This window comes from Pleurocapsa sp. PCC 7327 (genome assembly GCF_000317025.1).
GTDB lineage: Bacteria > Cyanobacteriota > Cyanobacteriia > Cyanobacteriales > Microcystaceae > Hydrococcus.
In genome coordinates, this window is sequence record NC_019689.1 from 2,307,851 (window position 1) to 2,329,092 (window position 21,242).

The 21,242-nt window shown below is 46.6% G+C and carries 17 protein-coding genes, 1 tRNA gene and 1 pseudogene; 9 read left to right on the top strand and 10 right to left on the bottom strand.

Annotated features, from left to right (window positions below; translation table 11 throughout):
* Positions 1–86 precede the first annotated feature (86 nt).
* Positions 87–1,448, top strand: coding sequence for a carboxyl-terminal processing protease CtpB (gene ctpB / locus PLE7327_RS10295; RefSeq protein ID WP_015143772.1), 1,362 nt, complete (start codon positions 87–89; stop codon positions 1,446–1,448).
* Positions 1,449–1,475: 27 nt separating this feature from the next.
* Here the strand turns inward: ctpB and PLE7327_RS23360 are convergent, their stop codons facing one another.
* Positions 1,476–2,180 (bottom strand): hypothetical protein, encoded by a 705-nt coding sequence (locus tag PLE7327_RS23360; RefSeq protein WP_015143773.1) that lies wholly within the window; start codon positions 2,178–2,180, stop codon positions 1,476–1,478.
* A 242-nt stretch (positions 2,181–2,422) separates the two neighbouring features.
* Here PLE7327_RS23360 and PLE7327_RS10305 point away from each other — a divergent pair, with 242 nt between their 5' ends.
* Both PLE7327_RS10305 and PLE7327_RS10310 read left to right on the top strand, forming a co-directional pair.
* Positions 2,423–3,592, top strand: coding sequence for an SGNH/GDSL hydrolase family protein (locus PLE7327_RS10305; protein ID WP_015143774.1), 1,170 nt, complete (start codon positions 2,423–2,425; stop codon positions 3,590–3,592).
* Positions 3,593–3,743: 151 nt separating this feature from the next.
* Positions 3,744–3,815: transfer RNA gene (locus PLE7327_RS10310), tRNA-Gln, on the top strand.
* On the opposite strand, the gene PLE7327_RS23365 is transcribed toward PLE7327_RS10310, so the two are convergent.
* From PLE7327_RS23365 to PLE7327_RS10320, 3 genes are all read right to left on the bottom strand, one after another.
* Positions 3,791–3,970, bottom strand: coding sequence for a hypothetical protein (locus PLE7327_RS23365; RefSeq protein ID WP_071880603.1), 180 nt, complete (start codon positions 3,968–3,970; stop codon positions 3,791–3,793). The genes PLE7327_RS10310 and PLE7327_RS23365 overlap by 25 nt on opposite strands.
* Before the next feature lie 17 nt (positions 3,971–3,987).
* Positions 3,988–4,779: a DUF3153 domain-containing protein gene (locus PLE7327_RS10315; protein ID WP_015143775.1), complete on the bottom strand. Its 792-nt coding sequence runs from the start codon at positions 4,777–4,779 to the stop codon at positions 3,988–3,990.
* Positions 4,780–4,879: 100 nt separating this feature from the next.
* Positions 4,880–7,132: a ribonuclease R family protein gene (locus PLE7327_RS10320; RefSeq protein ID WP_015143776.1), complete on the bottom strand. Its 2,253-nt coding sequence runs from the start codon at positions 7,130–7,132 to the stop codon at positions 4,880–4,882.
* Between the two features lie 669 nt (positions 7,133–7,801).
* On the opposite strand from PLE7327_RS10320, the gene PLE7327_RS10325 reads away from it, so the two are divergent.
* The gene (locus PLE7327_RS10325; RefSeq protein ID WP_015143777.1) at positions 7,802–8,713 is read left to right on the top strand and encodes a hypothetical protein; all 912 of its coding nucleotides are present in this window, start codon (positions 7,802–7,804) and stop codon (positions 8,711–8,713) included.
* Between the two features lie 223 nt (positions 8,714–8,936).
* Here the strand turns inward: PLE7327_RS10325 and clpP are convergent, their stop codons facing one another.
* The 5 genes from clpP to metK form a co-directional block, all read right to left on the bottom strand.
* The gene (gene clpP / locus PLE7327_RS10330; RefSeq protein WP_256377725.1) at positions 8,937–9,638 is read right to left on the bottom strand and encodes an ATP-dependent Clp endopeptidase proteolytic subunit ClpP; all 702 of its coding nucleotides are present in this window, start codon (positions 9,636–9,638) and stop codon (positions 8,937–8,939) included.
* A gap of 248 nt (positions 9,639–9,886) precedes the next feature.
* Positions 9,887–11,833 (bottom strand): ATP-dependent zinc metalloprotease FtsH, encoded by a 1,947-nt coding sequence (gene ftsH, locus PLE7327_RS10340; RefSeq protein ID WP_015143779.1) that lies wholly within the window; start codon positions 11,831–11,833, stop codon positions 9,887–9,889.
* 243 nt (positions 11,834–12,076) lie between these two features.
* Positions 12,077–13,789 (bottom strand): DUF3685 domain-containing protein, encoded by a 1,713-nt coding sequence (locus PLE7327_RS10345; RefSeq protein WP_015143780.1) that lies wholly within the window; start codon positions 13,787–13,789, stop codon positions 12,077–12,079.
* A 245-nt stretch (positions 13,790–14,034) separates the two neighbouring features.
* Positions 14,035–14,469, bottom strand: coding sequence for a Fur family transcriptional regulator (locus PLE7327_RS10350; protein ID WP_015143781.1), 435 nt, complete (start codon positions 14,467–14,469; stop codon positions 14,035–14,037).
* A gap of 167 nt (positions 14,470–14,636) precedes the next feature.
* Positions 14,637–15,902 (bottom strand): methionine adenosyltransferase, encoded by a 1,266-nt coding sequence (metK, locus tag PLE7327_RS10355; protein WP_015143782.1) that lies wholly within the window; start codon positions 15,900–15,902, stop codon positions 14,637–14,639.
* 266 nt (positions 15,903–16,168) lie between these two features.
* On the opposite strand from metK, the gene PLE7327_RS10360 reads away from it, so the two are divergent.
* From PLE7327_RS10360 to PLE7327_RS10370, 3 genes and pseudogenes are all read left to right on the top strand, one after another.
* On the top strand, positions 16,169–16,960 hold the full coding sequence (locus tag PLE7327_RS10360; RefSeq protein ID WP_015143783.1) for a glutathione S-transferase family protein: 792 nt from the start codon (positions 16,169–16,171) through the stop codon (positions 16,958–16,960).
* Positions 16,961–17,432, top strand: a pseudogene (locus PLE7327_RS26510) (TspO/MBR family protein).
* A gap of 101 nt (positions 17,433–17,533) precedes the next feature.
* The gene (locus PLE7327_RS10370; RefSeq protein WP_015143784.1) at positions 17,534–18,148 is read left to right on the top strand and encodes a pentapeptide repeat-containing protein; all 615 of its coding nucleotides are present in this window, start codon (positions 17,534–17,536) and stop codon (positions 18,146–18,148) included.
* Positions 18,149–18,195: 47 nt separating this feature from the next.
* Here PLE7327_RS10370 and PLE7327_RS10375 read toward each other — a convergent pair whose 3' ends face one another.
* Positions 18,196–18,969: a DUF1868 domain-containing protein gene (locus PLE7327_RS10375; protein WP_015143785.1), complete on the bottom strand. Its 774-nt coding sequence runs from the start codon at positions 18,967–18,969 to the stop codon at positions 18,196–18,198.
* Positions 18,970–19,048: 79 nt separating this feature from the next.
* Here PLE7327_RS10375 and holA point away from each other — a divergent pair, with 79 nt between their 5' ends.
* Positions 19,049–20,035, top strand: coding sequence for a DNA polymerase III subunit delta (holA, locus tag PLE7327_RS10380; RefSeq protein WP_015143786.1), 987 nt, complete (start codon positions 19,049–19,051; stop codon positions 20,033–20,035).
* 375 nt (positions 20,036–20,410) lie between these two features.
* Complete coding sequence (locus PLE7327_RS10385; RefSeq protein ID WP_015143787.1) at positions 20,411–21,241, top strand: formylglycine-generating enzyme family protein; 831 nt, start codon at positions 20,411–20,413, stop codon at positions 21,239–21,241.
* Position 21,242: the final 1 nt, after the last annotated feature.

Sequence of the window (21,242 nt, forward strand, 5' to 3'; positions counted from 1 at the left end):
GTTAGAATTTAGCCGTTCGAGACCGACGGGCAAAACCATGGCTCTGGCTAGTTCCTGTCTCTTGTAACCGCACAAAACGCTGTTCTATGAAACAATTTCCCAGATTGTCCTGTTTGTGTCAAAAACTTCTATTTGGAGGAGCGATCGCTACTCTAGCCGTTGGATCTTTGCTAGCGCCAGCCTCCAGTTCCTCGTCGCTGCCAACTCCCTCGCGAGAGCGTTCCGAAACTCAAGAAAAGCCCTCTAATACCTTAGACAATAGTCCCAAAGCCGTTGTCGATGAAGTTTGGCAACTGGTTAACAGCGAATTTGTAGACAAAGAGTTTAATCACCGCGATTGGCAAAAAAAGCGACAAGAGTTGCTGAGTAGGGACTATGCCAACCCAAAACAAGCATATAAAGCCATCCAGGACGCACTACAAGAATTAGGCGACCCCTACACTCGCTTTCTTGCCCCGGATGAATTCAAGATGTTGACCAGTCAAACCTCCGGAGAATTTACGGGCGTGGGCTTGCGGCTGGCAGTCGATAAGCGAACCAGCGACCTGATCGTCATCGAACCAATTAAAAATTCTCCTGCTATGAAAGCAGGGATTAAACCAGGTGACAGAATTTTAAGAATTAATGGCAAACCGACTGCTTTGATGAGCCTGGAAGAAGCATCAAAAGAACTAGAAGGCGAAGTCGGCTCCCAAGTCAACCTGCAAGTAGCTCAAAAGGACAAAGGAATTGTTGACGTATCGCTGACTCGCGTCGAGATGGAAGTTCCGTCGGTCAGCTATAATCTCAGACAAGAGGGTCAGATTAAGGTTGGCTATATCAAAATTGACGATTTCAGCTCCCATGCGGCAGAGCAAACCAAGCAGGCGATCGAAGACCTGGGCAAACAACAAGTAAAAGGATATGTTCTGGACTTGCGGGGCAATCCAGGCGGACTGCTGTTTGCCAGCGTGGATATCGCGCGGATGTGGATGGAAAAAGGCGATATCGTGCATATCATCGATCGCCAGGGCGGCGATCGCAAAACCTCAGCCAACGGCACGGCGTTGACCAATCTTCCTCTTGTCGTCCTAGTAGATGACCGTTCGGCGAGTGCCAGCGAGATCCTAGCCGGGGCACTCAAAGAAAATAAACGAGCTACTGTAGTCGGAACTACTACTTATGGCAAAGGAACGGTGCAATCCGTCCACGAACTCTCCGATGGGTCGGGTTTAGCCGTGACGGTGGCGCGTTACTATCCGCCCAGCATGACCGACATCAATCACAAGGGCATCAAGCCAGATATTAATCTAGACTTGACCATGGAGCAACAACTACGTCTGAAAAACGATCCATCGCTGATGGGAACGGGTGCCGATCCTCACTACGAACGAGCAGTTAGCGTTCTGAGAACCCACAATCTCAGTCGAAATAATCCTTCATCGCCCCAACCGATGAGCAGTCGCTAGGAAAAAGTCGGATTCTCAGGACAAAGTTCAAAGGGCGCGCTCGCTCGAACTGGGGATGGCGGAGCAAGGAATTATTATCTGAGTGGGCGTATCCTCATTCAAGATCTCGTCTTCATCAAAAAGAGCTTCATTTGAGGGATCTTCAATGATGGTTTGCGCCTCCAAGATGTTTTCGAGCAAAACCTCCTTCTCCGACATCTCCTCAGTCAAGGTATCTTCGGTCAAAGTATCGCTTGCGCCGCTTGAGCGATCGCAGCGGATGTAATTTTCTGGATAGCTTTGTGTAAACGGAGATTCCGACTGGCGATCGGGACACAAATATTTCAAGAAAAATTCTAGGGTAGTCGGTTTGAGCCATCCTTTGAGGACTGCTAGCGCCCCCAATCGCAATCCGATCTGTCCTTGTTCGGAAAGCAGTAGGTGAATCTGTTCTTCATCTAACAATCCCGCTGCCCTGAGATAGTAGCCTAGCGGCATTTGCTGTTTCTGCTGGAGTAGGGCGGGCCACTGCTGGACGAAGAAGTCAGCCGTTTCCTGTTTGAGCCATCCTCTTAACGCCAAGATTTCTCCAATTCTGAGATCTCGATAGCAAGTTTGATCTTGCAGCGCTAGCTCGATCTGCGAGGCTGACACCAGATCGGCTTCTTGCAAAATGTTGCCTAACGGCTTGCTAGAAGGTAACTGGGGTACAATAATGCAAGGCTCAGAGACGATAAGACGAGTTTCGGACATACAAAACACCAGAGTAGACCTTGGGGCAAGGCTTCAAAATTATTTTTCCCACTTCTTAAGAAAATCTTATCTTTGAGAAACCGTCAGAGGAGCGATCGCGATCGTTATCTAGGTGCGATCTCAAGCGCGATCGCCGCTTTTCTATCTTTAAAAGCTTCTCAAGAGGCTAGATCTGCTCGATGATGCTTGATAATCTAGATCGAGCATCGATAGGAAACGAAATGTGAGGAGGAAAGGCAGTCTTGAGCTATAAACTACCCATAGCTGCTGCGAGCATTGCGATCGCTCTGGGCACAATAGGACAACTACCAGTCGGGGCGACGACCTTAAATTTTGACGAACTGGTTATCTTTGGAGACAGTACTTCCGACGTAAATAATTTCTATAACCTCTCTGGGGGAGCTGAAGGGTCTTTCCTCCAACCCCCATTTTACGCACAAGGACGGTTTTCTAACGGTCCAATCTGGGTCGAATACCTTGCCCAAGACCTAAATTTCACACCGGAAACTATCGATAATTTTGCCCTCGGCGGTTCCACATCGGGCAGCAGTAACATCGGCTTTCCTGGAATACCGGCTGGGTTAGAACAGCAGATCGATCTTTATACAGCGCTATTGCTAGGTCAACCTGCCAATCCCAACGCCTTATACACCTTGTGGGCTGGGAACAACGATTATTTCCTGCGCTTAAACGATCTTCCCACTCGTCCCCAACAACAAAGAGCGCTCGTTGAAGCAACCGTGGGGAATCTATCCGATGCCCTAACAACGCTTGCCAGTCTTGGTGCCGGTAATATTCTAGTCCCCAACTTAGCAGACTTGAGCGATACGCCACTCGGTCGGAGCACTAGCCCTCGGAGCCAAAACACTCTTAGTCAGATAATTAGAAGACATAATCAAAGACTATCCAGAGAACTGAGAAGGTTAAGCCGACAGTTTTCAGAAACGAACTTTATTGCTTTTGATGTCAACGCTTTATTGAACGATGCCACAAACAGACCAGAAAAGTTTGGTTTGACTAATGTAACCGAAAGTTGTACTAATATTAACCTCTATCAACCTCCCTCAATCCTCGATCCGAGCCAACTGACAATCTGCAATAGTCCACAGACTTACTTGTTCTGGGATAGCGTGCATCCGACGAAGACGGCTCATAAGATCGTTGCCGACTCTGCCTTAGCAACTCTCGCCTCAGAACTAGACGACGAATTGACAACTGCCTCTGCTATCGAACTAGCTTCAGCTCCACTAGCGGTGTCGGCTGAGGCGGATGAGGATATTGTTTCTGGCGCGAGATCTGTAAGTGGCGATCGCGTTTCCGTTCCCGAATCCAATGCGACGATGGGGTTAATCGCTTTCAGCGCTTTGGGGGGACTCTGTGTCTGGAGGCTTCGGAAAACAACAGTTAGATAAGGTTAACTCATAGCGGTTCTCTTTTAGATAGGTGGGGACGTAACTGATAAATCGCGCTCCCCTAAAGGATTCTTCTTATTCTCAAGAAAAATTTTAGAAGGACTTGACACTCTATAGCGATTAGCTGCTACTATAAACAAGGCGATATCGTTGGGGTGTAGCCAAGCGGTAAGGCAGCGGGTTTTGGTCCCGCCATTCCTAGGTTCGAATCCTAGCACCCCAGTGTAAAAATAAATAGACTTGCAAATTGGTATTATTCATTCTGGGTTGCGATCGCACGATATCGATCTTATCCACGTCCATAATGCCAACCGAATTGCAGGCATCCCAGCAAACGGATTCGTAGTATTCGAGCGACAATAACCAAACAATTGTCAATTCGCACTCATCAAGCTCTAATTGCCAATTGCTGCTCTCGCTTCCTCAACCCAAGGCAAACGCCCGTATTTTAGATAGAAACCTGCTAGCATCAACAAGGCAATCCCAATTGTTCCCAATCCCATATAGTTTGGTGCCCAGAATACGACTTCAATGGTATTGATTTGACCGGGTTGAAGGTGCCAGATTAGCTGATTTTTTGTCTCGCCGACTTCTGGAGTCAAGAAATTATTTTCCGTAGTGCGTGCGCCCCAAGGGGTATTTAAAGCCAATTCTAAATCGATCAAAGACCCAGGACTGACAATGATATTTCCCTGCTTGGAGAGAACGCCTAGAGCGCGTAAATCGACGTTTAGATTTAATTTATTGCGTTCCACAATCAGCCAATTATTTTGCTGTACGAACATTTGAGAATTTAGCTGCACTAAGTCGAGCGTTTCGCTTGCGACCGTCCCAGAAGGGACTTGCTCGTCAGCCTTAAAAAATTGGTTAAACTTTTTCGCGAGTTCCTGTCCGTTCCCAAAGGGAATCGTGACGACAATCTCTTGCGGGGAAATCCGTTCGGTTTTTCCCTGCAATTGTTCGGCTCGTCGTTCTATGCTATTCAACCACTTAATTGCTTCCGAACCGCCTAGCGTAGTTAGTTGTTGTTCTAATTTGATGTGTTGAACGATTTCTCCGCGATGCTGATGATCGAAGTTAATGCCTACTTCATAGCGAACGCAACCTGTTAGTAATGTTAAAAGGCACAAGACAAAAGGCAAAAGCAATCTAAATGGATTTTTTCTTATCTTCTTTTCTGTCTTCATTGGTTGTTTGTCATTAATCATTGGTCATTGGTCATTAGTCTCTTGTTTCCCCTACTTCCCCCACTCCTTCTCCTCCGCCGTCCGTCCTCATCCCTTCTCTCTAGTCTTCTTCTAAATCTTCGTTACTCGCGGCGCTGCCGCCACCAACAGTTACTAAGTCAATTTGCTGGCGGTAGTAATCGACGCTTTTTACTTCTACTTCGACTTCATCTCCCAGACGATAGGCGATGCGATTTTTGCGTCCCACCAAACAGCTATGGCGAGAACGATATTCGTACCAGTCGTCTTTGAGCGAGCTAACGTGAACCAATCCTTCGACTAACAGGTCTTCTATTTCGACGAAGAAGCCATAGGATTGCACTCCGGTGATTAAGCCCCGGAAAACCTGTCCGGTGCGTTCCTTCATTTTTTCGGCTTTCTTTAAGCCTTGGAGGTCTTTTTCTGCATCCTCGGCGAGTTTTTCTCTATCGTTGAGGTGAGAGACGATCGCGTGCAATTCTTCTTCTAGCTTTTCTTGGGTTTGAGGAGGCAAAACGTTCCAGTTGATTTTCCCGTGAGAGGTGCTGCTGCCGAGATTAACGCCTGTTTTTGCTTGTTTCTGACGGCGATCGCGTCCTTCTGTCAATACCGTCTTCAGGACTCTCTGGACTAACAAATCGGCATAGCGCTGTCCCGGCGAAAGACAATGAGTATAGCAATCCTTGTAGGCTAGTCCGAAATGAGGCGCGGGATGGCTGCTGTATTTGGCTGACTTGAGCGTCGATAGCAACAAATGATTCAAGATTCTAACACAAGGCGCTTTCGAGAATGCCTGGGTCAAATTTTGATAGTCGCGGGAAGTAATCTCCTCATCAGATTCTAAGCGTTGGTCTAATCCCAGATTGTTCGCCAATTTCAGGACATCTTCCAATTCATCCCAATCTGGTTCCGGCTGGGCGCAGTAAATTCCGGGTACGCCGAGGGCAAAGAGGTGATCGGCTACCGCTTTTCCTGCCAATACCGTTAACTCGGTCAACAGAGAACGAACTGGCAGGGAGGAAGACACCAGAATGGCACCGATTCTTCCCTCATCTTTATAAGGGCATGACGTTTCTGAAAGAATCTCAAAGCTGCCTCGCTGGATTCTTTGAGCTTTGATTAGAGGGCTGAGATTAAAAAATAGCTGCTTGAGGCGATCGACGACCTCTGCCATCTCCGGTTCGATCACTTCTGGATTGTTGAGCAAAGACTGCACCTGCTGGTAACTGAGTTGGTGGTCTACGCTAATAACGGTAGGTAAAGTTTCATATTCAAGCAGTTGACCCGTCTCGTCGAAGGTCATTAGGACTGAGATAGCTAGCCGATTTTCATCTGGAGCAAACGAACACAGACGAGTGACGGCTTCTGGAAACAGGGGCAGGACTTTTTGTCCGAGATATATTGCCGTGCCGCGCTTTTTGGCTGCTTTATCCAAGGGAGAATCCGGTTCGATATAGTGAGCAACATCGCTGATGTGAATGCCTAACTGCCACTTTTTCCCTCTCAGTTTTTCGAGGGTGAAAGCATTTTCTATAAAGGGGGGATGGTCTCTTTCTATGTATTCTTCTATGGTGAAGGTCAGTAACTTTCTTAGGTCTTTCCGTTTTTTGATTTCGGCTGATATGGAGGCTTCTGACAGTTGCTCTGCTGCTTTGAGGACTTCTGGCATAAAGGTTTGGGGCAGGTCGTGCTTGCAGCAAACGATATCCGTATCTGCGGCAGCTTCTGCATCGCTTCCCAGGATGCGGGTCACTTTTCCCAGTGGTCCGTATTGTCCGATAGGATAGCGCACCACCGAGACGTGAACGAGATGATTGACGGCTTCTTCTAGATTGTTGCCATTCTGTTTGAGGTCTAACTCGAACAAAAGTCGGTCGTCTAGGGGAACGGCACGGTATTTGCTATCATCCCGCTTTACTTGCGCTAGCAGCGAAGGGTTGGCTCTTTCTAAGATGAGCTTGACTTCTCCTTCCGGAGAGCGACGGCGACTGCCTTCTTTGATGATTTTAACGAGGACGCGATCGCCATTCCAGGCATTGCTGAGATGGCTTTCTCTAACGTAAATATCGTCGGCATCTTCATCGTCTTGGATGGCAAAGCAGAAGCCTTTACTGGAACAGCGCAGCTTAGCTTCTACGACATTTTCTTCCTGGACTCGACGATATTTTCCTCGTTCTTTAACCAAGATTCCAATTCGTTCTAAGGCATCTAAGACAATTTGCAATTCCTGAATGCTTTCTTCATCTTCACAACCGAGTTTTTTTTCTAAAACTTTAGCAGCGACTAATTTATCTTCACTGAAATGGGATAGTAATGTAGCGATTGAAAATTCCATCTAAAATAATCCTTCCGTGTTTAATTGTGATTTTCCGAGCAACGGCTTTTACGAGCTACTATTTTTTAGCATCGCTAATGAGAAAACCCAACTTAAAAATGTCAGCCATCAATCGATCGCAAACCGTTGCGTTAACAACCGATTGTTCCCAGCTAACTTTGCGATCGGGTAAATTTTCTCATCATGCAGTTTTCTAAATCTATCATTGGCAGATCGAGAGGCGACATACAAGATTCGGCTATAAGAACCGTCGTAATGCAAAAAAAATTTTCTAGCTTTTTACTTGGCTAGGGAGGACTCTAGCTGGCGGTTATCGTTCCGTGCGCTCTAGGTTCGCGCGGCTGCGATAACTTTGTGAAGTTGCAGCTAGCTAAAAAATTACTTTGTCCGCAGGGAGTTATAGCCCTATTATAATTTTGAGAGCTATCTCTCAGCAAACTAGAATAGTTTAAGCGTTTTAAGGGCTAGCGCTGAGGTTTTATTATTGTCAAACTGTAGATAACCCCTCAGCATTTTTTTCCAGAGGACATTTCATTTAGTCTTTAATTTTACCAATAGAGGAGACATTTTGCTTCTCTTTTCTTCAACCTTTAAGCTCAATTAGTACTAAATTAGTACTAAGATCTCATTGTTTGAGCGAGATAATTTTTTAGTCAGAAAAATCGTATTATGTTGACGCAATTCCGAAAACGCTATCCTCACGCCAGTCTCATTAGCGAGCTAGTGCAAATCGATCGCGACAAATACATCGTCAGAGCTTTGGTACAAGTGGGAGGCATGACCATCGCTACAGGTTTAGCTGCTGCCGATACAGTCGAACAAGCAGAAGATCGGGCAAGAAGTAGAGCTTTAGCCATTCTGGAGATCGACGAGGCAATAGTCGTTCCCTCAGAAGTTACAGTAACAAAAACTCCGAAAGTTGAAAGCGTCAAAACAAGAGAACCTCAAACAGCCGTTTCTCAACCGCTTGAAAAAATCGATCGCGCCGAAATTTCCCCATCTCAAAGTTCCGCAACCAACCGACTCCGAACCATTTCGGACTCGCTTGCAGTCGCCCAAAGGGACATCCGTGCCGCTCAAAGGAATTCGGGAGATAACTTGGAGGAGGACGCACTCCGCTTGTCCGGGCGAGACTGCACTCCAGCGTCCGTCCAAGCTCAAGATAAAGTTGAATCGCCCGAATCGCTACCTTTACTATCTAACGGAGCCACTTCCCCTCAAACCACTGGCGCGTTTGCCAAGTCCGAGGGATCCCAGGAGAATGTTAGTTTCCGCGAATCTATGACCTCAGATCTTGAGGAAGCTCGCTTAAGCTTTCAGGAAACTGCCACAGAAACTGCCGAACTGGGCGAGGTAGTCTCCGGATCTCCTCAACTTCCCCTGGAAACTGCAACTCCATCGCCCACCTTATCTTTTGATGAGATGATGCTCCAAACCACCGTTCAAATGAAGCGTTTGGGTTGGACGGACAAACAAGGGCGCGAATACTTGATAGAAGCTTACGGAAAGCGATCGCGCCACTTGCTCAACGATGAAGAACTGCTCGACTTTCTTCGCTATTTGGAGAGTTTACCCAGTTAGTAAGGCTTTTATGCAGAAGGCAATTACCAGTGATTCGATGATTCGATGAAAGAATTGGGGATGGTTAGTGGATAGTAGTTAGTAGGAGCAGCTTTATCTAAAAACCCTAGAGATTTACCTACAGTTACTGTCAAAAACCCGCCCGTATAGGGGTTAGTAGTTTGTCTTCTTCCTTGTCCCCCAGTCTCCCACTCTCCCAGTCACCTTCTCGCCTAATTCCCAATTACTGACCATTAACTGCTGCGGGTGGATGGCTAGCAGAGGGGCGGCGATTAATCACTTGGTCGATTAACCCGTAGGTTTTTGCTTCCTCCGCAGACATGAAGAAATCGCGTTCGGTATCTTCTGCGATTTTGTCTAGGGGTTGTCCCGTGTGGCTGGCAAGATGCTCATTGAGCAAGTTTTTGAGGTAAAGAATTTCCTTGGCTTGAATTTCAATATCAGTCGCTTGTCCCTGGGCACCTCCCAAAGGCTGGTGAATCATGATCCGAGAATTAGGAAGACTCATGCGTTTGCCTTTTGCCCCGGCACTGAGGAGAAAAGCGCCCATACTAGCTGCTAATCCGATGCAAATAGTGCAAACATCTGGACGAATTTGATTCATGGTATCGAAGATTCCCAGACCTGCCGATACGGAACCGCCGGGAGAATTGATATACAGATAAATATCTTTCTCAGGGTCTTCTGCTTCTAAAAATAACAATTGGGCAACGACTAGGTTAGCCGACTCATCTGTAACTTGCTGCCCTAAAAAGACAATTCGCTCTCGCAGCAGTCGAGAGTAAATGTCAAATGCGCGTTCGCCACGACCTGAAGTTTCAATTACGGTAGGAATCATTGAGTTTCTATCTTTTGTCCGACTTCTCTTTGATTGTAACGATTGTTGTGTCGATTCGCGATTCGAGGATCTTCTACTTTTTTCCACTTAGAAAGAAACAAAATCTTGCTTCGATCGGTCGAATTTCTTTTAATTTTGGGACTGACATGGCGCGATCGCGCCAATTATTCTAAACAATATCAACCTACTCGCAAAAAGTTTTTTCTCGCTAATCTCGAATTCGAGTTTTCTCCTATTGTCATGGTTTTCCTCTTGCCAACCCACCCTGCTGCCAAGCAGGGTTTTTCATTGCTAGGGATAGCAAAGCAGGGGAGGTAGGCGAGGATAGAGGGAATTTACGCAGGAGTGACTAGCTGCTCTTGGGTTGGCTTTCTGTATTCGGCGACCAGTTGGCGGAACTGGTCTCCCTCAATAGTTTCCTGCTCGATCAACAGATCGACCAACTTATCGACCAAGGCGCGATTTCCCTGGATAATTGCTTGGGCATGTTGGCGACAATGGCTGATAATCTCTCGTACCTGCGCGTCGATGCGAGAGGAAATTTCTTCTGAATATTCAGCTCGTTTGTTGACGAGATCGTTGCCCAAAAAGACCGCTTCGTTCTCGCCCTCAAGGGCTACTAGCCCCAACTCAGACATGCCAAAGCGAGTGACCATTCGCCGCGCCAGATAAGTAATTTTCTCTAAATCGTTACCTGCTCCCGTAGTGACTTCGGACTCGCCAAAGATAATTTCTTCAGCAACTCTTCCGCCCAAGAGTCCGGTAATGCGAGCCAATAGTTGCGCTCGCGAAATCAAGCCCTGTTCTTCATCGGGTGTAAACCAGGTTAACCCTTTGGCTTGTCCCCTGGGAATTAGGGTCACTTTTTCCACCGGATCGTGACCCGGACACAGCGTTCCGACGATCGCGTGACCGATTTCGTGATAGGCAATCAGGCGCTTAGCTTTGCTATCGACCAAGGGAGTTCCTTCCATCCCGGCGACGACGCGATCGATCGCGTCGTTAACTTCTTGCATGGTCATCGCCTCTTTGCGCCGCCGCGCTGTAAAAATAGCGGCTTCGTTAAGGACGTTAGCCAAATCGGCTCCCGTGAAACCGGGCGTGCGACGAGCGATGGCTTCTAGCGAGACATCCGAGTCAATTTTTTTGTTGCGGGAGTGAACCTCTAGAATTTCCAACCGCCCTTTCAAATCGGGATAATCGACGGTCGTTTGTCGATCGAAACGTCCCGGACGCAATAGCGCCGAATCGAGAACGTCGGGACGGTTGGTGGCAGCAATCACGATGATGCCCGTATTGCCTTCAAACCCGTCCATCTCGGTGAGTAGCTGGTTGAGGGTTTGTTCTCGTTCGTCATTGCCACCGCCAATCCCAGCGCCGCGCTGGCGACCGACGGCATCAATTTCGTCGATAAAGATCAAGCAGGGAGCGTTTTCCTTAGCTTTTTTAAACAAATCGCGCACTCGCGAAGCACCAACTCCCACGAACATCTCGACAAATTCCGAACCGGAGATACTGAAGAAGGGAACGCCTGCTTCTCCCGCGATCGCTTTTGCCAACAGGGTTTTCCCTGTGCCGGGAGGTCCGATTAGCAATACTCCTTTGGGAATTTTGGCTCCAACCGCCGTAAATTTTTCCGGCTGTTTGAGGAAGGTAACAACTTCCTGTAATTCTTCCTTGGCTTCTTCTATTCCAGCAACATCCTGGAAATTAATGCCCGTTTTCGCTTCCATCTGAAAGCGAGCGCGAGACTTGCCAAAGTTCATTGCTTGCCCGGAGGCGCTAGCAGAACGGCGCAGGATCGCAATGACGATTCCCAACAGTAAAAACAGGATTAATAGGTTAGCGACTAACCCGATAGCCGCCGAGCGGTCTGCCGTAGGGCGATTCTCTACTTCAACATTTTTTGCTGTCGTCAGCAGCGCATCCAATTCTGGGTTCCGCTCGAATAATTGGACTTCTTGGGAAGATTCGTTTTCGCCCTGACCTACCAAGGTAACTCTTGCTATCTGATTGGCTGGATCGAGTTCGACTTTACTAACTTGACCTTTTTCCAGCTTCTCTAGCAGTTGGCTGTAACTAAGCGCATTTTTTTCTCCTGTGGCAAGGGCTGGCAATCCCATTAAAATCGTCTGGCAAATTATCAAACCCGTCACAAGCGGTTTGAGGTATCGGGGAGAGGATCGTTTTTTGGGGAGTTTGCGATCGCTGGGGGGATTTTTTGTTCTCACTCGTTCGTTATTTTGCTCCTGCCGCGTTTCCTGCCAAGAATTTTCCTTCATAACCAACTGCTGTAGATGTGACTCTATTTTCCATTATGCTACGCCTCAGTCATTGGTCATTGGTCATTTGTTGTTTGTTAGACTTCCAAACTACCTCTGTGCGGGCAATGCTTTGCCTTGTTCCTACGACTGCTGACGTTGGGATCTTCTTTCTTTCGGCAAGGAGATCTAAAATCTCGATTATGTTTTGTTTTCTACGAAATGTAGTTAGGAATAAAGCCGCCCGATTTATCGGTTGGTGGGTTACTTGCCTCGTTCGCTGTTTTTTCCGTATCGCGTCTCTTGTAGAGTGTTGCCGATCCCTTGAATTATCCCGCGAGCGATCAAGCCAATGGCTCTGCCGATAACTTGTGTCAGCAAGTAAACAACACCTTTGCCAACAAACGCAACAACCGCTCGCAGGCGCGGGGAAAGCGCGTCGCGCAACTCTAGAGCTATTGTCACCAACCAAGGAATTCCGTTAAGTTGGTAGAGTTCGTCTTGGCGCGGCGCATAGATATAAGTAGTTTTCAGGCTGCCTCCGTTTAGGAAAAATAACCGATATTGACTTTCAAAAATATTTTTTGGCTCTTCAATGTAGCGTTCTTTTCGGTATCGCCAAGAAATGTCGTTCCGAAATCGCGCAATCTCTCTAGAAGACAGATAATTTTTCTGATAAAGATTTTGTTTGATTATTTCAATTTCAGAAAAATTATTCAAGATCGTTTGGACGATCGCATTGACAATTCGCTCGATTAGGTTTTGTAAAATAATTTCCGCTCTGGTTATTGCTTCAGGCGATTCGGGACGATAGAAGATATTATCGATCGCTAAATGTGTTTCAAATAAACAATATTCCAAAAGCTCGGTTATCATCGGGATTTTTTCTAGGATTTCTTCTTCAATCGTTCTAGCATCTAGGGAAAAGATCTCGATAATTTTATTAGCATTCAAACCGAGCGAAGTGTAATATTGGCTAAAAAAATCTAATAAAGAAGACTCTAATAACTCTCGCAAAACCAGGGAGCGTTTCTGGGGTAGCTCCTCGCGAGTAACATTGAGCGATCGCAAGTCTTCTAAAATTTTTCTGAAGCGATCGAGAACTAAATAAAATATTTCTTGTTTTTTATTGGCTTGCAGAATATCGATTTCTAGCGGAACGCCAGTTCGATTCTCTATCCCCAGTTGAATTTTTGCCAGCGTATTATTTAATATAATTGCTGTTGGAGATGTCCCAGGCACAAGCAAGTCAGTAGTGGGAAGGGAGAGACGGGACAGGTTCCGTTTGGGAGAGATGGCTAGTTCGCCGCCGCGATCGCTGGGTTTTTTCGGTTCGGGAGCAGTTTCCGGAACGACGACAACTTCTACGGGCACAAGTTGCTTGACTAGCCAACGCGAAGCTAGGAGTTCTCGCCTTCTCCCACTCCAATATAACCAATCGAATAGCGGTAGCTGAGGGTTATCTAGCTGAGCTTGTACCTCTTTTAGCGTTGCTTCAATTTGCGCCAGTCCCGACTCTCCCGTGCGAACGAGCCAATTTCTGCGGCGGATGGGTTGTCGAAGAGAGCGGTCGGGGGAAAAGGATACTATTGGGTACCATTGAGTTTCGCCTGCGGCAACCAGACGCAGAACTGCTACGATTTCTTCGATCGCCGTTCCTTTCGGGGCGTAACCTTTCACGCCATAGACTTGAGCTGCTAACAGGTTTTCTGAATCGGTTGTTGCGCTTAAGAGAAAAATTGGTAAATCAGGGTAATCTTGTCGAATCTGCCGACAGAGTTGCCAGCCATCGGGCATAGCTGGTTCTAAAATAACAAGATCGGGAATTTTTTCTGCCAATCGGGCGAGTGCGGTAGCCATGCTGTCGGCTTGGGCAATAACCCGAATATCGTCAAAGGCTTCTAATGCTGTAGCAAGACCTAGCCGAAAGATCGGATCGTCGTCGATGGTCAGAAGTTCAATCGGGCGATTGCTCACAGAATTTCGTCGATCGCTAGTCGTCAGTCATCGATCGGTTCGATTGACACTTCATAGTTTACAACCCGTCGTCAGTTTGCACTTCTGACACTGAGGAAAGTTTCTATGAATTAGCCATTCACGACAATTCCCTATCTCTGGAATACCGATCGATTGTCATTATCTCGGTCATCGTTCATTTGTCAATGACAATCGACTTTCGAGCGACAACCGCAGTCATCTTAGTTTATACTAGTATCCCGAAATTAATTCTCGTAACCGTAGAAATCTATGCGATAGTCGGTTATTTTAACGCCTGTTTGTTCTTCGATTTGTTTTATCAATGTCTCTGGAAGTTCGACGCGAACGTCAATAATGCGATCGCTATCGAGACAGTTGACATGACTGTGAGAATCGCTGATATTGCCGTAGAGTCTGCCGTCGCATCGCTCTACGCATTCGATTATTCCTTGACTGGATAAGGCTTCTAAGTTTTGATAAACAGAGGTGTGACCGATATCTTTGCCCTGTTGGTTCAAACGGTCGTAAATTTCTCTGGCTGACAAGTGCTCTTGCGCTTCCCAAAGCAGTTCGAGAATGTAGCGGCGCTGGCGACTAACCCGCATCCCCATCGTTTGACAGCGTTCGATAGCATCTTCGAGGGAGTGAATGGGTTTGGTTTTTGCCCCTTGTTCTTTCATATCTGAGGCTAGTTATTTACGTACTAAGACAAACTCATTACCAGTTTAGCCTAGAAAAGCCGAGAATGTCTACCTTGGCGCTTCCGTAAGCTACCAGCATGACATCGCCGCACGCTGGCAGCCATAACTCGAACTTAAACATGAGTCAGATAACTAAGCGCACGATTTTAGATAGCAACCGTCGCATTCGACAAAGAATGAGATAGCGCTTCTTTTAGGAGTGCTGCTTTGTCAGTAGCTTCCCAGGGCAGATCTAGATCCGTCCGTCCGAAGTGACCATAGGCAGCCACATCTTGATAGAAGCGACCCCTCTGGGCTGGGAGGCGGCGCAAGTTAAAGGTCTGAATAATACCAGCAGGACGTAGTTCAAAATGCTGTTTGACTGCCTCTAGCAGTTTTTCTTCATCGACTTTTGCCGTGCCGAAGGTTTCTACCATGATGCTGACGGGTTTTGCTACCCCGATGGCGTAGCTCACTTGCACTTCGCACTTATCTGCCAAACCTGCTGCGACGATATTTTTAGCGACATAGCGGCAAGCGTAGGCAGCCGAACGGTCTACCTTAGTGGGATCTTTGCCAGAGAAAGCACCGCCGCCATGACGAGAATAGCCGCCATAGGTATCGACGATAATTTTCCGACCCGTTAGACCCGCATCTCCTTGGGGACCGCCGATGACGAATTTCCCAGTTGGATTGACTAGATAGCGAGTATCGCGATCGGGTTTGACATCAATGTCTGCAAAGACTGGCTCAACGACAGCTTCCCAGAGATCGGCTTTGATTTTTGCCTGAACGGCGGCGTTGTCGCATATCTCGCCAATGGTCTCTGTATGCTGAGTTGAAATTAAAATCGTGTCGATTCCAACGGGTCGTCCGTCTTCGTAGACGACGGATACCTGAGTTTTTCCGTCTGGACGTAGATAGGATAAATCTCCGGTTTTGCGAACGGCTGCCAAGCGGCGAGAAATTCGATGGGCAAGGCTGATAGGCATGGGCATCAGTTCGGGCGTTTCATTGCAGGCATAGCCAAACATCAACCCCTGATCGCCAGCGCCGATGCGGTCTAATTCGTCATCGCTGAGTTCTTCGCGTTGTTCGTGAGCTGCCGTTACCCCTTGAGCAATATCGGGAGATTGTTCGTCTAAGGCAACTAAGACGGCACAGCTATTGGCAGAAAAGCCATTATTGGCATCGGTGTAGCCGATCTCAGCAATTTTCTTGCGTGCCAAGTCAACGTAGTTGGCGTGAGCGTTGGTGGTAATTTCCCCAGTGATGAGGACTAAACCCGTATTAACGACGACTTCTGCGGCGACGCGGCTGTGGTCGTCCTGGGCGAGTAATGCATCCAAAATCGTATCGGATATCTGGTCGCAGATTTTGTCGGGATGACCTTCAGTGACGGATTCAGAAGTAAATAAATAGCGGCGAGACAATTTATGTTAGCCCTCCTTGAGAAGTACTACTAAGCGATATTAACTAACTGCTGAAATTAATCTAATATCATAGCGGTAAAAAATATAAACAAGTGTAACGCTAAATCGGTTATCCGTTCGTTAAGAATCATCTTTACAGAATCTTCACGGGATTTTGGCTCCTCTTTATCGATCGGATTCAATCCTCCAACTATAGATAGTTCCCGAACGCGTAGTAATCCATTACATTAAATAATGTTCACTACTGCAAGACGAGAGGAAATCCAGTGCTGGAGTTATATCAGTTTGAACTGTCCCAATATTCGGAGAAAGTCCGTTTAATCCTCGACTACAAAGGACTGGAATATAAAAAAATTGAAGTAACTCCTGGTATCGGACAATTAGAACTTTTTCGACTTTCGGGTCAGCGGCAAGTTCCCGTTCTCAAAGATGGAGAGACATTCATTGCCGATTCGACAGAGATTGCTTTCTATCTCGATCGCAAGTATCCTGAAAAACCAATTATTCCAACCGAGCCGCTTTTGCGAGGACAATGCCTTTTAATAGAAGAATGGGCGGATGAATCGATCGGGTTAAAAGGTCGCAAGGCTTTTATCGGCGCGTTAAACCAAAATCAGAATTTCCGCGTCTCAATTTTGCCCAAGAATGTCCCAGACTTTTTCAAATCCTTGGTGGGGGCAGTCCCTTCTGAATTTTTGGGTTTGTTGGGAACGGGGGTTGGCTTCGGTCCGGATGCCATTAAAGAGGCACGCCGAGGACTCGAACAAGATTTAGAAGCCCTTACTCTTATTTTACAGAATCGTCCCTATTTGGTTGGGGACGAACCGACTTTGGCAGATTTGGCAGTGGCGGGACTGAGTACGATCCTGAAGTTTCCTGCCGGAAATTATTTAAATGTTCCCGAACAACTCAAAGGCAAAGGAATTCCGGGGTTGGCAGATCGAAGTGCTTACGAGCCGTTTTTCTCCTGGCGCGATCGCCTCTATGCCGAATACCGCAAACCCTTAACTGGTAGCGGTGCAACCGATTCTAGTCCTACGTCGATAGAAATAGATTAGATGATTCCTTCATGGCTGGCGATCGCGAGCGTTACTTTTGCGATCGCTTTTGCACTCAATCGAGTTTCTCCTAGAGGTCGTCGCTGGTTTAGCCGCCTGCGCCGACCGAACTGGCTTACCTTTGAATAGGCAATCCCTTCGATCTGGATTTTTATCTTTATCTGCGGAACCTGGTCGGCTTATCTCGTCTGGGAAACTGTTCCCGGTAGCAGTCGAACTTGGTGGCTGATGGCGTTCTATTTACTCGTAGAGGTCGCGATTTTGGCTTATACGCCCGTGATGTGCAATCTTCGCAGTCTGAGAGTTGGAACTCTTATTGGGGCGACGGGGTTTTTCTTGGGGCTAATTCTGGGGTTGTTGGTTTTTCCCATTTCGAGGGGAGCGTTTTTTACTGCTTCCCTATTTAATCTGGAGTCCGATTGGGACTTTTGTTACTTGGCAGACGATCGATTTGAATCCTGAAGATGCTTAGATACTCTCTAGAGCCACTTCTGTAGTTTCCTCTGGTATATCTATTAATAAAGAATTGCTAAGTGTCCCTGTTTGTTAATTAACCATTAAGCAAGTTTGACAATGAGCGATCGCCAACCTCCAGATTTAATAGCTATCCGTCAAGGCAAAGTAAAAAACCTCGTCCATGCCAATCTCGCCGGAATTGATTTAGCGGAAGCGCAGCTAGCTAATGCGGATTTGTCTCAAGCCAATTTAATGGGAGCGATGCTGACGGGAGCGAATTTACAGAGAGCTATTTTGCGGGCTAACCTGCGAGGAGCTGACTTGAGCGGAGCCGATTTGACTGGAGCAGATTGTCGCAATGCCGACTTGCGCGGAGCCAATCTTCTAGACGCGCAATCTTCCCAAACTAGCTTTGCTGGGGCATTTTTAGGAGGCGCGATCCTCAGTCATCTAGACTTGAGCGGTGCAGATTTTCGAGGGGCGGACTTGCGGGGAGCAACGCTGATAGGAGCTAGGCTAGATAGAGCAGATTTGAGCAATGCTAACTTATCGGGAGCGGATCTCTCGCAAGCCGATTTAGAAGAAGCCACCCTAAACGGTGCTGTTTTACGAGGAACCAATTTGACCAAAGCCAATTTATTGTGTGCCCAAGTCGAGCAAGCCGTTTTGACTGGTGCTACCCTCAAAGGTGCTTGTCTTGAAGGAACCCCTTTAATGCCAATTCGCAATTAATAATTCGCAATTCGCAATTGAATTGGGTTTAAAAACCTTCCCTATCTCTAAATTTCGACAACGGGCCAATCGAGTTCTCGTTTATAGGCTGTCATATCCCCAAATTTACGCAACTGAACTTGACGAATGGTAAGTATTTGGGGTTCGGTTCCCAACCAGCGATCGTTAAAATTGGACAGAAGTTCGACCAAGCGATCGCGGTCTAAATCGGCAGCAATTTCACCAAAATAACCTAAAGTTATATGTCCGGTTAAATAATATTGTTGTTCGATTCCTAGAGCCATTAAATTGGAGTTTTGATAAATCGATCGCCGCAGCCGCAAAATTTTTTCATAATCTATCTCGTTTCTTGGCACTAAACCGACAGCTATGGCACGGGGAAAAATAATTAATCCCATCAATTGCCATTGACTCGGACTGTTTTGAGGAATAATTTTTTTATAATTTTCAAAGCTTTCTCGGATGCATGCTTGGAGTTGGCGATCGAAGTCGAGATTTTCTGCGATCGAGTTCCTATAGGCATCGTTCCAAATTAAGTCGGCTACCGTCAAATGAAAACTGCTTGGAGGAACTGCTACGACCAATTTTGAGTCTAATTGTTTCAGTAGCTCCTCTTGAGCAAGCTCTAGATCTTTATAGAAATCTGAATTGTCTGAGTCTTCTTCTGCGGGAGGCGTTATCGCGCTGTAACCTGGAAAAGGAACTGCTTTTCCATCCCGAAATTTGGGAGACTTTTGGATGTTCTGAAGTTGAGTCTGATAAGTGGAAGGCAGGGTCATTCTTGCCATCCGATTGACGTAGACTTGATAAGTTTCGTCCAATCTAATTTCCTCTATGAGTTACTGTACCTATTTTCTCTCATCTAACTTGACTCAGAATTGAGAATTCTAAATTTCTTATATGCCAATCTATCTTTTTTGGGGAGACGATGATTTTGCGATCGCGCAAGCAGTCAAACAACTGCAACAAACCGTGCTCGATCCTAACTGGTCGTCCTTTAACTATGATAAGATTTCTGGCGACGAACCCGATGGGACGATATTTGCCCTAAACCAGGCAATGACCCCAGTTTTTGGCACGGGAGGACGGTTTGTTTGGTTAGTCGATTCTTCTGTCTGCCACTCTTGTTCTGAAGCGTTGTTGTCTCGCTTGCAGCAAACTTTACCTGCGATTCCTAATACCTCGCATTTGCTGCTGACTTCTCAGAAAAAACCGGATGCACGACTCAAATCGACCAAATTATTGCAAAAATATGCAGATATTCGCGAATTTTCTCTTATTCCTCCTTGGAAAACGACCGAACTGGTCGAGCAAGTCAAGCAAGTTGCCGGACAAGTTGGGGTAAACCTCACGCCTGCTGCTGCTCATCTGCTTGCGGAATTACTCGGCAATAATACCAGGCAGTTATGGGGCGAACTGGAAAAGTTACGCCTCTACAGGGGAGAAAACTTTCATCCCATCGATACCGACATCGTTACTCAGCTAGTCAATGCTAGCGCTCAAAATAGCATCAAGCTAGCAGAAACCCTTAGCCATGGCAATGTCGATTTGGCTTTGGGGATAGTCGCCGATCTCATCAATCGCAACGAACCCGCACTAAGAATTGTTGCAACCTTAGTCGGACAGTTTCGGACTTGGGCGATAGTTAAACTAAAATTAGAAGCCGGGGAACGAGACGAGAAAGCGATCGCAACAGCCGCAGATATTGCCAATCCCAATCGCGTTTTTCATCTTCGCAAACAAGTTCAATCTTTTTCTTCTCGTCAATTGCTTGCTACTCTACCAATTCTCCTAGAACTCGAAATGAATCTCAAAAAAGGTGCCGAACCCATTTCGACCTTACAAATTCAAATTGTTAAACTCAGCCAACTTTTAAAAAAAAATTAACGCACTAAATCTTATTATTTAGCGTTAATTATCAATCTAATTAAGGGCAGGTCGCCATAGGTAAAACTACCGAATTTATGCAAATTAGATCATTAAAACTTCACATTATCTCAAGACAAAAATTAAGTGTTTCTACGATACCTTCGGATCTCGCGGATAGACTACACTGAGGTTATCTTGAGGGATTTCAAAAATTTGTTTTTCAATAGACCATACAGGTCAACGATCGGTAAAAGGGAGGAGTAGATGCGACCCCCTCAATTCGCTCTGGCAGGATCGATCCAAACCCGAAAGCTACCGCGAGTTATGAATAGGTGAGTCAAACCTTTAAAGGCTAATCTTTTACTCCAATTACAAGTTGAACGTTCGTCAATAATGAATACCCAAGAATTTGAATTTGACGTAGTAACCGTCCAGCCAAAAGCCTCGAAAATTAACTTGAATCGAAGTCATAGTCAGTATTTCACTGAAGAATTAGGAAACCAGATCGTTCTGGAAATGGTATCTATTCCTAAAGGAAGCTTTATGATGGGTTCGTCTGAAAGCGAATTAGAAGCCTATGACAGCGAAAAACCGCAGCATCAGGTAACAGTGAAGCCTTTCTTTATGGGCAAATACCCCGTTACCCAAGCTCAATGGCAAGCGATCGCGGCACTCGATCCGGTCGAGTTGACACTCAACCCAGAACCCGCTAGATATAAAGGAACCGATCGCCCCGTCGAGAAAGTCTCTTGGTATGAAGCCGTCGAGTTTTGTTGGCGACTGTCGCGATTGACTGGAAGAATTTATCGATTGCCCAGCGAAGCCGAATGGGAATATGCCTGTCGAGCCGGAACCAATAGTCGCTTTCATTTTGGCAGAAGACTGCCGAAAAACCTGGTCAATTGTTACGGATCGCTATCGATGCAAGGATACGAAAAGGGAACTACACCCGTAGGAATTTTTGGGGTAGCCAATGCCTTCGGCTTGTACGATATGCACGGAAATGTCTACGAGTGGTGTGCCGATTGCTGGCACGACAACTATGAAGGTGCGCCGAGCGATGGAAGTGCTTGGTTGTCTGAAGATGAAGAAGGTGAGGATCGCGTAATTCGCGGGGGATTTTGGCTCTCTTATCCCAGACACTGCCGTTCGGCTTTTCGCGATAGCTGCGAACCCGATCTGAGATCGAGTACCGTCGGCTTTCGAGTAGTCTGTGAAATTTAAG